Source organism: Streptomyces sp. NPDC005402, from assembly GCF_040606575.1.
Taxonomy (GTDB): domain Bacteria; phylum Actinomycetota; class Actinomycetes; order Streptomycetales; family Streptomycetaceae; genus Streptomyces.
The window spans coordinates 1-12409 of record NZ_JBEXFB010000062.1; the positions used below are offsets into that span (position 1 = coordinate 1).

Below are 12409 nucleotides of genomic sequence, written 5' to 3' on the forward strand. Positions count from 1 at the left end.
ACGCTACGAGCGCAAAGCCGAGCACTTCCTGGCCTTCACCAGCATCGCCTGCACCCTCATCTGCTACCGCCGACTCACCAAATGAGATGACGTCTAAGCCCTTGCCTGCAGTGATCATGGAGGGGGCTCAGCTTCCTGCTGGCACAACTTCCTGGGGTCACTCTCGACTTCCAGCGTTGAAGGACCGCCATCCACACTCGGATATGTCATATGGGAAGCCCACCCGTTCACGCAGGCTTGCCGGCGAGGGTGAAGGGTGGGCGCGAACCTTCGGGAGGTTCATCATGAGTGTGGCTCTGCCCCCATGGAGTCTGTCAAACCCTAGGCCGGAACTTTGGGTCGTCACAGTGGTGGTGGTCATTGTGATCAAGTGCAGCGCGGCGGGGCAGGTGTTAGGTGCGTACGCGGATGTACTTGGCTTGGCCTCGGCGCTCTTCGCCTATGCAGTACAGCAGCCGAGTACAGCAACCACGCAGATCCTCGACGCCCCCTCGACACCCTGAGAAGTCCGTCGAGCAGGCCTGTAGACCTCAGCGACCTTCGTGCCCGTAGTTCGCATCGAGGGGCATTTTGACGCAAAGCCCGCCTGGGGGCGCCGTCTCAGCTCATAGACGGCGCCCCGCCGGCTTGACTCGGTCATTGAGACTCCACCGGTCATGCTCCACGCCAGGCAGGGGTGGAGGGGCCGGTCAGCATCCTCGACATCCGGTCGCTTATCGCCCAGTACACCCGGGACTCGGCCGAGGTGGTCCGGTGCTCGTAGTCGCGCACCAGCAGGCGGTGCAGCAACAAGATCCCGTTCGTTTGCTCCACGATCCACCGCTTGGACTGCGGGACGAACCCGACATCGGCCGGGTTCCGCGCGACGACTTCGACCTCGATGCCCACCTGCTGCCCGTGGTCCAGGACGGTCTTCTTGAACCCCTGGTCCACCAGCGCCTTCGTCACCGTGCCGGTGTTCGCTGCGACCTTGTCGAGCAGGACGGCGCCGAAGGCGTTGTCGTGGACGGAGGCGGCGAGCACCACCACCGCGATCACCAGGCCAAGGACGTCGACGGCAAGGCCCCGCTTGCGACCAGGCACCTTCTTGTTCGCGTCCCGTCCGGTCGTGCCGGCCGGGACCCCCGCAGCGGCGTGCAAGCTCTAGGTGTCGAGCACCACCAGGCTGGGGTCGGCTAATCGACCCCTCTTCTCCCGGACCTCCAGCGCAGCAGGTCGTGGATGGACTGGTCGGTGCCGTCGTCGCGCCATTTGTAGAAGTAGTACTTCACCGCGCCGGCGGGCGGCAGGTCGTGAAGGAGGTAGTCCCACTGGCAACCGGTCCGGGACTGGTAGAGCAGGGCGTTGACGATCTCCCGCATGTCGTAGTTGCCCTGGTGGCTGCTGACTGAGGGGTGCCGGGCCTTCCACGAGGTCACCACGGGCTCGATCAGGGCCCAGCGCTCGTCGGATAGGTCACTTTTGTAGGACTGGCGGTCGCTCACCTGTGACACTCCAGCGCTCCCGAGCCTCCCGAGCAGCGGAGATGCCGCGATGCCACCCGTTCCAGCGACGATAGATGCGACATCACGTCACATACCGCCCTCTGAGAGCGGCAAGGCGGCCGAGGCGCTGGAGGAGAAGGTGCTGGCGCTGGAGACCATGGATTGATGGAACCGATAGCGCTGATCTCCGGGCCACCCGGACGTCGGGGTGGCCCGCGTGCGGTCCATCGCAGGGCCCCGCAGTTCCGCGGGCCCAGCGTCAGAGAACTGGTGGCGACTGCGGCGACTGCGCCTGCCCAGCAGCATTGGTAGCGGTCCGCGCTGCCAAGGACACGGCTTTCATGTCGTCCGGGTCGCTGCGTCCGAGCACGAAGACCTTCGCAATGGCAAGCAGGCTCGGACCGCACAGGAGCACGGAGAGCCACCAGGAATCACGAGCCACGTACACGCCACCCCCGAGCATGGCCAGGGCGAGCACCGCTCCGACGACCAACTCAACGGTGCGTCGGCGGTCCGCGCGCTGCTGTTGACGATCATCGTGCTGCCGCTGCTCTGCCTCGCGCTGCAACTCAAGGCGCACCATCCGCTCACTGTGCTCCCGGCGGAGCTCCGCTTCCAGGCCCGCAGCGCGACCCCGAGTTGTTCGGCTCCGAGGTCGCGCCACTGCATGGCGATACGAGCACCAGCCGACAGGACAGGGTCCTCGGAAGGCTGCTCGGCAGGCAACTGCCCCCCACTGCTCACCGCGCTGTTCCTCCGTCACCGCTCGACACGGGAGCGAGGTCCCCCCATCCATACCCAAAGGTGGCGGGCCGAGCCGCACAAACAACCGCGCCAGAGTGCGATTGATCGCATCGGCAGCATCATCCGCAACCAGTTGTTCATCATCCGTGGACAGGGGGCCGGCCTCTGCCAAGAACTGCGCATCTTCGTCCGCTACCCGCCCGGCCGAGTCTTCGGTGGCCTTTAAAAGCGCCTGTGTGCGCAGGAAGCTAGCCATGGTTTGGTGCTCAAAACGTCCATCGGCGGGATAGATAGTCATGGTGCCGGCTGCTGAGTGCCAAGTCGTGATGCCGCCGCCTGCTCCGTCGTCTGCCGGCGTCCGGGCCCTTCGCCCGCGGCGGCCGTTCGCCAAAGACAGCAGACCCGATGCGACGCGGTCTACAAGCGCTGCGAGTCGTGTCACGAGGCCGTCGATAAGCGTCACGAGGTGGTTGGTGAACGCTACGAGTAGCATCACCAGGCGGTTCAGAGGCTCAAGCACGGTGTTCCCCCGGGGCCGAGACGAGCGGCACAGCGGCCACCATATCCGCGAAAAAGCCGGTGGTCAGTAGCCCCAGTGAGCATTTCGTACAGCACGCATCCCAGCGAATACAGGTCGGAGCGGTGATCGAAGGTGCCGTCGAAGCACTCGGGTGCCATGTAGGCCGGAGTGCCGATGACGACGCCGCTGGTAGTGATGTCGTGACGTTCGTCGCTGCTCTTGGTAATGCCGAAGTCCACGACCGTGGCCGTGCCGTTGGGGCGGACGATCCTCGTGCGCGGTGGCCAGGGCGTCGGCGTAGATCAGCCCGAACCAGACGATGTCCACCACGTACAGGCGTCCGGCTGGGGGGTTGATTCAGTAGACGGCGGTGAGGCCGCCGACCGCAGCGGATGGGACGTCCTCACCCTCGGGGTCGCGGGAGTTGAACGGCGGGAACGACCACGGGTCACGGCCGGCGATGTCCAGGTCTCGCGCGTGGTCGGGCAACTCCTTCACGGTGCCCGCCGCCTGTGGCGACAAGCGGGCGGGCAAGGCGGCTGCGCGTCGCTCACGTCCGGGCTCCGAGGACCTGGTCCAGGTCGATGCCGTCGGAGTCGTCGCAGCCGCCCTCGAGGAAGGCGCCGACGGTCGGGGCCGAGGCGAGGCGGGCCGTCCGCCCGTACGATGATCGGCCGCAACGGGCTCGCCGACGACTTCGCCGGCGCATCAGTCTTCCTGGCGAGCAGCGCCTGCGCGTACATCACCTGGCAGTCGCTGTTCATGGACGGGGGCTGTCCGTCCACTGATCGCTCCCGGCACCCGCAGCCCCGCCGCTACGATCGCGGTGACAACGCAGGCAATACAGGTCCCTACAACTGATTGAGGGACTGCCAGGCCGCTGGGGGAGCTGGTATGGGTAGCGGTGGTGCAGTCGCGCGCTTACCGGGAGCGGCGCGTTTGCGGGATGCTCTGCGCGGCCCGGTCGGCCCGTGGGTGGCCGCGCTGGTCGCGGGCTGGCTCGTGTGTCTGCCGCTGCTCGGGCCCTATGGGGCGCTGCTCGGCCTGCTGCCCGGGTTGGCCCTTTTCCATCCGGCCTGGGAGGCCCTGAGCCAGGGGATCCGGCGCCGCCCGAAGGCCGGAGCGCGCCCCGGCTGGTCCTGGCGGCGCTGCCGGTCGGCACCCGCCCTCACCGCGCTCGCCGTCTGCGCGGTGCTGTGCGGCCTCGTGGTGTGGACGCTGTGGCCTTCACTGGGCGCTGGTAGCCGTGCCCTCGCCGGGGCGGCCGGGTTGCTCGCGACGCTGGGACCGGCGGCAGCCGCCGGAATCACCTGGCGGCACACGGAGCAGATGGGCGGGAACGGGCCGCTGCGCGTCCCGGAACCTCCGTCAGCGGCCCGCTGGGCGCTGTACGGCGCGGTCGTGCTTGGCGCGGCTGCCTGGGTCACGCGGACCGGTGTGCTGGTGGTGGCGTACGGCGTTGCGGACTCGCCGGAGCGCCACGCGCGGTTGCTGGACGTGCTGCGGCAGGCCGACCGGCAGGTGCAGGGCACGGTGTTCGCACCATCGGTAACCCAGGAGTACTGGCCCCTGCTCGTCGCCGCCGCCGGGCTGATCGCGGGCGGGATTGCCGCGGCCTTGCGCGGGATGGCCCTCAGCCGCGCCCCCGCCGCCCGCCTTCACCTGCGCCCGGCGGGTCAGGTGTTCCTCAGCTACGCGCGCGCGGACACGGCGCTCGCCGAACAGTACGTCGGTGCCCTGCGGGCGGCCGGTCAGGCCGTGTGGATGGATACGGACGGCATCCGCCCGTCCCGGGAGTGGCGCAACGAACTGTCCGACGCGATCCGGGCCAGCGACGCCGTGATTGTGCTTCTCTCCCGCTCCTCTCTGCGCTCGCGGTACTGCTGGGACGAGTGCCGACAGGCGCTGGAGCACGGCAAGCGGATCCTGCCCGTGCTGATCGACGGGGACCTCGCCGCCGGGAGCGTCACCCGGTCCCTGCGGGAGGCCGACTGGAATGGCATCACTCGCTTCCAGCGGCTGTCGATGCACCACCCAGAGCAGTTCGCGCCCGCCGTGCGCGAGACCTTGGCGTTCCTGGCCCGCGAACACGACTGGGTCGCGCTGCACACCCGGCTCGGTGAACAGGCCCACGCCTGGCAGCACCACGGTCACGCGCCCGAGCGGCTGCTACGCCGGCACGAGGTGGCCGAGGCGGAGGCATGGCGGGTGCACTACCCGGCCGTATCCGGTCTCGGTGCCGAACCCACCGACGTACAGCTGCGGTTCATCCGGGCGAGCCGCCGGGAGCTGCGCCGCCGCACTCGGCGTCTGGTGACCGGGTCCGCGCTCGCCCTGGCCTTCGTCACGGCGGTGGCCTCGTTCGCCGCCGTCACTCAGGAGGACCGGGAGCAGCAGCGGCGCGAGGCGCTGTCCGAGAGCCTGGCGCGGGCCGCGGACTCTCGGCCGTACCCCGGCATGGCGGCGGCTGCCCGGCTCGCGGCGGCCGCGTACGGGCAGGCGGACACCCCCGCCGCGCGCGACGTGATGCAGGAGCAACTGGTCCAGTTCCAAAAAGCAGGGCCGCGGCTGGCCGCCGGAGGGCCCGGATTCAGCGCGGACAGCTCGATGTACGCCTCCAGCAATGCGGGTCGGACCTGGATCTGGGACCTGCCCGAGTGGACCCTGCGCCGCGTCCTGCCGGGAGAGCTGCCACACGACCCGGCACGGGCGCTGAGCGCGGACGGCGGCCGCGTGTTGCTCTTCGACGGCGACGGCAGGGCGCGGGTCGCCGACACTCGGACCGGGCGGACCGTGGCCCGCGGGCCCGTGGGCACACGGGGCCGGTTGGCACCGCGCGGCGGACTCACTCCCGATGGGCAGCGTTTCCTGGCGTCCACAAGCGACGTCACGGCCGTCATCGCCCGCGTTGACGGCCGTGGCCTTCCCCTGGGACTAGTCTGCCTCGATCCGTCGCTGAGTCCCCACGGCCGCTTCGCGTGGTGCGCGGTAGACGAATCCGGTGCGGACGGCGCCACCGGCCGCCTGATCTCTGTCACCGACGGCAGCGGGGTCGGCTTCCCCCGCCGCCCGATGCTCGCGGGCTGGACGGTGGACGACCGGCCTGTCGTCACCTTGCGCCCCGACGACGGGCGGGAGGCGGCTGTCCAGGTGCTGGACCCGGCCGGGCCCGAGTCCGCCTGGTCGGTGCGGGCCGGCGACGGCTGGGAAGCTGCTTCCGTATCCGCCGACGGCACTCGGCTCGCCCTGTTGACCTCCGTTCACGTCAACCGGTTCGAGGTGTGGGATCTGCGGCGTCGGGCGCGTCTCGGCACTGTGGAGATGCGGGAGTTGGCCGAGCGGGGCCTGCCCTGGGACGCCGTCGATAACGGTGAGGAGGACCTGGGGAGACTGGTGGAGGCGGAGCCGGTGCACGGCATGCCCGTGGCCTCCTTCAACGACATACCCGCCGAGTACCACGACCCGGATAGCCGCGCCCGCGTCTGGTACAGCGCCGACCATCGCTCCGCCGTCACCGACACCGGCGAGGGCTGGTGGGCCTGGCGGCTGGACGGCCGGGGACGGGTGTCTACCCGGGTGACGGCCCCCGACCTCGGCACCGCCGACGCGGAGGGCACCGATCTCAGTGCCGACGGGCGCACTCTCGCCGTTGCCGACTACGGCGGGCGGCTGCTGCTGTTCGAGACCGGCACCGGGAGGCTGAGCGAGGAGCGGCGGCTCGCGGGCCACGGCGTTCAGGTGGCCTACTCCCCCGACAGGCGCACCCTCGCCGTGGGCGAGCTGATCGGTGACGAGCGGACCGGCATGCGCGTGCAGATCGGTCTCTTCTCGGCCACCTCCCTGCGGCGCACCGGCACTCTGCACAGCCCCACCCCGCCCGACGGACGGGCCTATCTGGTGGGGCTGGCGTTCTCCCCGGACGGCGAGCGGCTATACGCGGCCGAGTCCCAGCTCGGAGGGGTGCGCACATGGTCACTGGCGAACCGGCGGATGGTGCGGACCTACCAGGGCGAGAACTACCTGGACGGCATGGTTCTCTCCCCTGACGGCCGCACGCTCGTCACCTCAGACCGCCAGACCACCGTGATCCTCTGGGACACCGCCACCGGCCGGCAGCGCTACCGGCTCCCCTACTCGGGGCACCGGGTTGCGTTCTCCCAGGACGGACGGCGGATCGTCACCACCGGGGAGTCGGACGGTACGAACGTGGCCGTCTGGGACGTCGCTGGGCGCCGCCGGATCGGTCCTGTCATGAACCTCGGGAGTGACGGAAGCACCGTCCGGGACGCGACGTTCACCCCCGACGGACAAGCCCTGCTCGTCATTGCCCAATCCCTCGACACCACCGACCTGGAGCGACCGGCGACGATGTCGGTACGCCGCTGGGAGCTGGGCCGCCAGTCGAAGCCGGGCCCGGTCCTCGCCCAGCTCCCCGACGCGGAGAGTCTCTTCCACATCGCACCGGACGGCGGGAGCGTCGTCGCCGCCGACAGCGACGCAATCATCCGCATCACCACCGACCCAGCTGCCTGGCAGCGCTCGCTGTGCGATCTCGCAGGCCGCTGGATCACCCCTGAGGAGTGGCACGAGCGGGCACCCGAGGCGCGCTATCCGGCACACTGCGCACCGCCGCCGGACCTGGACTGAGCGGAGCCAGGGTCCCTACCCGACCGGATGGGACCCGCCGGGCCCGGGCTGACCGGGAGCCCCGGACTCCTGCAACTTCACCATCCAAGCTTCGTTCTGGATGGAGATGACGTGCTCTGCGTGGGCGACCAGCCGGGCCTGGGACTCCGCGTCGGCGGGCGGCTCACGGCACCAGCGGGACCAGACGCGCTCCAGTTCCTGTGCGGTGCGGGAGAACTCCAGCTCCTGGTAGTCGTAGTTGGCCGCCGCGGCGTGCGAGGAGACCGCCATCCCGGCGGTGGCCGCGACCGCCAGCCAGCGTCCGGCCCCGGTGGACTCGAAGGTGCCGCTCCATGCCGCGAGTACCACCGACGTCAGTCCGAACACCAGCTCGGCGGCGCGCACGATCGCCAGCCTGCGCCGGTAATGCTCGGCACGCGGCCGGTAGTAGCCGTCGATCTGGGCCCGCACCCGCAGCTCCATGTACGAGGCGAGCCCGTCCACATCGGGCAGCGGGCGCCCGCCCTGTACGGACCGCCCAGCGAGGTACCGGTCCAGGTCTCCGGCGTCGGCGAGCATGTCGTCGGCCCGCGCGGCGAGCCGTCGCAACCGTTCCTCGGACGGAGCCACCAAATACCCGTAAACCTCGCTCTTCAACGCCTCCGAAACCGACCGCAGCCGCGTCCAGTCACGGATCCGCTCCGGCGTCGTCCACTGCCCAGCGAGGGTCGCGCAGCCCGCGGTGACCGCTGCCGCGAACGCCATGGCCCGGCCCGAGCCGGGGTGGTCGTCCATGACGAGCGCGGCGGCGGTGCCGAGCACGGCGAAGGCCAGCCCGCACAGCAGCGCGGTCAGCCGCGCCGCGCTGATACGGCCCTTGGACCGGTTCGCGGCCTGCGACCAGCGGGCCTGGTCGGCCCATATCCGGGCGGCGTCCCCAGGTTCCTGCGAAGTGGTCGTGCGCGCGGCGGAGTTGTCGTGTTCCGGTGCCATCCGCTCATTATCGGCGCCGTGGGCGACCCACGTCTGTCAATTGTTCCAGGTTGCGTCGTACGACGAGCGCGCCTGAAGGCGGTCCAGCGTCCGCTCCAGCTCAGCGCCGGCCTCCAACGAGGGCGTGCCGGTGAAGGTCGCCCGCTCCCCGCGGCCAGCGAGCCAGGCCGCGGCCGGTCCGACGCAACGATGGATGGCCCCGGCCGGGGCGCACGTTCCGTCGCCTCGCGGCATCACCTCATACCGCGGGTGCGGGAAGCAGGGTCAGTGGTGACCGCCGCCGTGGTGGTGACGGTGTCCGCCCCAGGAGGCGTCGTCGATGAAGCGGCCGTGGTCGTTGCGCAGGGTGGCGGTGTCGGAGTGGTTGTCCCACATGTAGTTGCGGCGGTCCATGTACAGCTCGCTGTCTCTGTCGCGGCCCGCGCCGGTGTGGACGGAACCGTGGCACGGCCCTCGAGGCGGTAGTGGTCGAAGGTGTAGGTGTGGCCGCCCTCGTCCTTGAGGGTCCAGCCGTCGAGGTTGACCGTCTTACGGGTGGTGTTGGTGAGCTCGGTCGTCACGGCCGGGCGAGTCGTACTGGACCGCACTGATCTCCACCTTCGGCCGCTCAGGCCGGGCGTGGTCGGCGGCCGACGCCGGCAACGCCATCGCCCCCACGATCGCGGAGGCCGCGAGCGCGGCAGCGGACAGACGACGGGCGGTCACCGTGGAAGAAGACACAAAGCCCCCAGGCTGTACGAGCACCCTCACGTCCCTGGCCATAAGACGGGCCGGGTGGGACGGGCTGGTGCGGTGTGCGGGTGGCGGCCGGTCGGCCGCACACCCACACCATGGCCCCCGTGTGCAGACCGTGAACGCCATATGCGCACTCCATTATGCTTCGCCCACATTGCTGTGACTGTTGGATGCATCGTCCGTCTATGCGCCGAACACACCAAGTTGACGCCCCGCCAGGCCCCCGACCGTGCGCACCTTCGCCGGCCATCTCCCACCGCCACAGCACGCCACCCCACCCCGCACCGGACCGTCACCCGAAAGTGCGTATCAGCCCCTCCCGCGCCCTGGAGGGCGAGGGCTCGAACGCGCACGGCAGGGCTCCCCGGTCCACTTCCTCGATTCCTTCTGCCTGGATGCCGAGGGTCGCGGGGCTAGGACGGGAGAGGCGTACTGGGCTGTGCCGCTGGCGGCATGCGCCCTGTCCAACCCCCCGGACTCCAACGGCACCGCAAGGCCCTTACATGCAGGCCGGGGTCCGCAGTGGGGGTCAGGTGATCGTGAACAGCCTTACGGCGAAGGGGAGTTCGTGGAGAACCGAAGCCTTCGGCCCTGCCCCGGAGGAGAAGACCGTGCCCCGCGATCTCGGTGACGACGCGCCCCGCCGTATCAACAACGCCGAAGAGCAGCTCAATGACTCCGTCGATCTGCTCCTCAACGGTTCCTTCCTCGTCGGTCCTCGACGACCCCTCAAGGACGCTGGGCACTGACCACCCGCACACCCTGTACACACGCCACGCCCTGGCATGGGGTACTCGCCGAGCGCGGCAATTTCGAAGCGGCCGAAACGGAATACCGAGCGACGCTACAGGGCCAGACGCGAGTTCTCGGCGACCTGCACCCCCATGCGCGCAGCACTCTCAAGGCCCTCGATGGCGAAATGCCGGGCACACCCACGCGTGCTCCGGCGGCCGGACCCTTGTGACGGGCAGAGCCAGTGGGGCCGGGGTGATCTGCCCAGGTCCACTCAGCAGCCTGAGTCGGCGCCGCAAGGGAGGTGCTACGGGTAGTCCGGTGCCTTGTGGGTACCTGCGTGCGGAGCCCGCCACCAGCGGGCGTACGCCGGAAGTGGGAGAGAGCATGGGGTTCGGCGAGTCGGGTTTCGCACTGGCTTCCCGGTACTCCGCCCGGATACTGGCGGGCCGATACCGCTTGGACGCGCTCATCGGTTCGGGGGGTGCTGCGGACGTCCATCGCGGGTTCGACTTGCGGCTGCGTCGGCCGGTGGCAGTGAAAATGTTCCGGCCGAACACCGGCTTCGACACAGAGGAAGCCTTTCTGAGCGAGGCCATGATCCTGGCCCGCCTGCAGCATCCTGGGCTGGTGACCGCCTACGACGCGGGACGGCACGACGGTGACGCCTATCTGGTCATGCAACTGATCGAAGGCCACACCCTCAAGTCGCGCATCGCCGGGAGCCCCCTGTCTCCCGAAGCCACCGCCGCGCTCGGCGCCGGCCTCGCCGATGCCCTGGTCCACGCGCACGCCGCTGGAGTCGTCCACCGTGACGTCAAGCCGTCCAATGTCATCCTCGATGCATCCGATCACCCCCATCTCACCGACTTCGGTATATCCCGGCTGCTTGATGCCACCACATGCACCGCCACCGGCACCCTCATCGGCACGGCGGCCTATCTGTCGCCCGAACAGGTCCTGGGCCGGCCCGTCGGACGGCCTGCCGACGTCTACGCCCTGGGTCTGGTGCTTCTTGAATGCCTCACCGGCAGACGCGAATACGACGGTGGTCCCTTGGAAGCCGCGATAGCACGGCTTCACCGCCAGCCCGGCCTCCCGGACTACCTCCCCGCGGAACTCGCCGCCGTGCTGAGCGACATGACCGCACTCGACGAGCAGGCACGCCCGACGGCACAGGACTGCGCCCGGACACTGGCAGCTCTGTCCACCGGCACGGACCTCACGTCCCACCGGTCCGCAGCCCGTACCACGGGCACAGCTGCAAGCCAGCGCCCCGCAGGTGACAGCACCAGCACCCACAGGACGCCGCTGCCCGGCCCGGAGGGGCCCGTTTCCGAAGTGGCTTCCCGGGCCAGTTCCCCACCTGCTCGTCCCCGGAGCCGCGTCCTGATGGCCGGGGCAACTGCCGCTCTAGCCGCAGCGATGGCCGCCACCCTCGCCGTCGCCGACGGTTCCTCGGGTCAGAGCACCGAGAGCAAGGCGGCCCCTCCTACCAGCGGTCCAGCCGTGACCTCCTCTTCCCCCGACACCTCAGAAGACGGCAACGACACCCCTGCGCCACAGCCGTCCATCAGCCATACCATCTCCACCCCTGCACACAGCGTCAGCCCGGCACCGGGAAACCTGAGCGCGCAATCGGTCACCGACGCGGCCCTGACACCAGGCAGCGCCGCCCCTCGCCAGGACACAATCGACGTCGAGACGAAGCCCGCGAGCGCATCGAACGATCAAGGAAAGAAGAAGGCGTCCACAGGTCAGGGCAACGCACAGAGCGCGAAGAAAGGGACGAAAATCAAGAAGAGGTAGCTGCACCGACACCCAGCAGGGCCGATCAAAGTTCACCGCCAGCCATGACTGGCTCGCGGTCATGCAGCTTCCCTCCTACAGCCCGGACTTGAACCCGGTGGAAGGCGTCTGGTCCCTGTTACGGCGAGGGCCGATGGCCAACACTGCCTTCACCGACCCCGACCACCTCACCCTCTGCCGAGGCCTCGCCCACATCCAGCGCCATCCCAAACTCACGGCTGCCTCACCGAGACCCGACTGATCCTCACCCCAGACCACCCGAAGCTAATCCGACAAGGTCAGTAAACCGGTCGTTCTTGACCATGCGACGCCCGACGTGATGTTTCTTGCCGGATGCGCGGGTGACAGGGGCCGAACCTGCGTAGGCCTTCATGCCACGTGCGTCGACGAACCGCTGGCGGTCATCGCCGATCTCGGCCAGCACCCGGGCGCCGAGCTGGACCCCGAGTCCGGGGAAGCTCAAGATGACTTCGGTAAGACATCTCACAAGCCGTTCGCGGCACCAGCTCGTCCCACGGGCCTCGGTCTTGTCCAGAGCTCAAGGCTCGGGATTGGTAAGAGGTCACCGCGGTTGGTCAACCAACTGACATTGGAGAACCGGCAGCTGCGCGACTTGCTGTCGGCTCACGACCCAGTCGTCCGTGTCTTCCCCGTCCAGCACGCGCCGCCTAAGACGTCATCTCATTTGGTGAGTCGGCGGTAGCAGATGAGGGTGCAGGCGATGCTGGTGAAGGCCAGGAAGTGCTCGGCTTTGCGCTCGTAGCGT

At 69.3% G+C, this 12409-nt stretch carries 8 protein-coding genes and 5 pseudogenes; 5 read left to right on the forward strand and 8 right to left on the reverse strand.

Annotated features, from left to right (window positions below):
- Positions 1-654: 654 nt before the first annotated feature.
- From ABZT02_RS45700 to ABZT02_RS45720, 5 genes and pseudogenes are all read right to left on the reverse strand, one after another.
- A pseudogene (locus ABZT02_RS45700) lies at positions 655-1484 on the reverse strand (IS5 family transposase).
- A gap of 259 nt (positions 1485-1743) precedes the next feature.
- Complete coding sequence (locus ABZT02_RS45705) at positions 1744-2067, reverse strand: hypothetical protein (RefSeq protein WP_356029316.1); 324 nt, start codon at positions 2065-2067, stop codon at positions 1744-1746.
- A gap of 665 nt (positions 2068-2732) precedes the next feature.
- Positions 2733-3017 (reverse strand): protein kinase, encoded by a 285-nt coding sequence (locus ABZT02_RS45710; protein ID WP_356029329.1) that lies wholly within the window; start codon positions 3015-3017, stop codon positions 2733-2735.
- An 88-nt stretch (positions 3018-3105) separates the two neighbouring features.
- Positions 3106-3246, reverse strand: coding sequence for a hypothetical protein (locus ABZT02_RS45715; protein WP_356029331.1), 141 nt, complete (start codon positions 3244-3246; stop codon positions 3106-3108).
- A 52-nt stretch (positions 3247-3298) separates the two neighbouring features.
- On the reverse strand, positions 3299-3457 hold the full coding sequence (locus ABZT02_RS45720) for a hypothetical protein (RefSeq protein ID WP_356029334.1): 159 nt from the start codon (positions 3455-3457) through the stop codon (positions 3299-3301).
- Here ABZT02_RS45720 and ABZT02_RS45725 point away from each other — a divergent pair.
- Both ABZT02_RS45725 and ABZT02_RS45730 read left to right on the forward strand, forming a co-directional pair.
- Positions 3403-3522: pseudogene (locus ABZT02_RS45725) on the forward strand (dehydrogenase); the annotation flags it as partial. The gene ABZT02_RS45720 and the pseudogene ABZT02_RS45725 overlap by 55 nt on opposite strands.
- Positions 3523-3687: 165 nt before the next feature.
- The gene (locus ABZT02_RS45730; protein WP_356029319.1) at positions 3688-7395 is read left to right on the forward strand and encodes a TIR domain-containing protein; all 3708 of its coding nucleotides are present in this window, start codon (positions 3688-3690) and stop codon (positions 7393-7395) included.
- Between the two features lie 15 nt (positions 7396-7410).
- Here the strand turns inward: ABZT02_RS45730 and ABZT02_RS45735 are convergent, their stop codons facing one another.
- Positions 7411-8367, reverse strand: coding sequence for a DUF4231 domain-containing protein (locus ABZT02_RS45735; RefSeq protein WP_356029322.1), 957 nt, complete (start codon positions 8365-8367; stop codon positions 7411-7413).
- Between the two features lie 264 nt (positions 8368-8631).
- Positions 8632-9015, reverse strand: a pseudogene (locus ABZT02_RS45740) (lamin tail domain-containing protein).
- 698 nt (positions 9016-9713) lie between these two features.
- Between ABZT02_RS45740 and ABZT02_RS45745 the strand changes: the two are divergent.
- From ABZT02_RS45745 to ABZT02_RS45755, 3 genes and pseudogenes are all read left to right on the forward strand, one after another.
- A complete protein-coding gene (locus tag ABZT02_RS45745) occupies positions 9714-9851 on the forward strand; it encodes a hypothetical protein (RefSeq protein WP_356029324.1) in 138 nt (45 codons plus the stop codon).
- 370 nt (positions 9852-10221) lie between these two features.
- Positions 10222-11643, forward strand: coding sequence for a protein kinase (locus ABZT02_RS45750; protein ID WP_356029326.1), 1422 nt, complete (start codon positions 10222-10224; stop codon positions 11641-11643).
- A gap of 28 nt (positions 11644-11671) precedes the next feature.
- Positions 11672-11928 (forward strand): annotated as a pseudogene (locus tag ABZT02_RS45755) (transposase); the annotation flags it as partial.
- 1 nt (position 11929) lies between these two features.
- Here ABZT02_RS45755 and ABZT02_RS45760 read toward each other — a convergent pair.
- A pseudogene (locus ABZT02_RS45760) lies at positions 11930-12118 on the reverse strand (transposase); the annotation flags it as partial.
- Positions 12119-12409 lie beyond the last annotated feature (291 nt).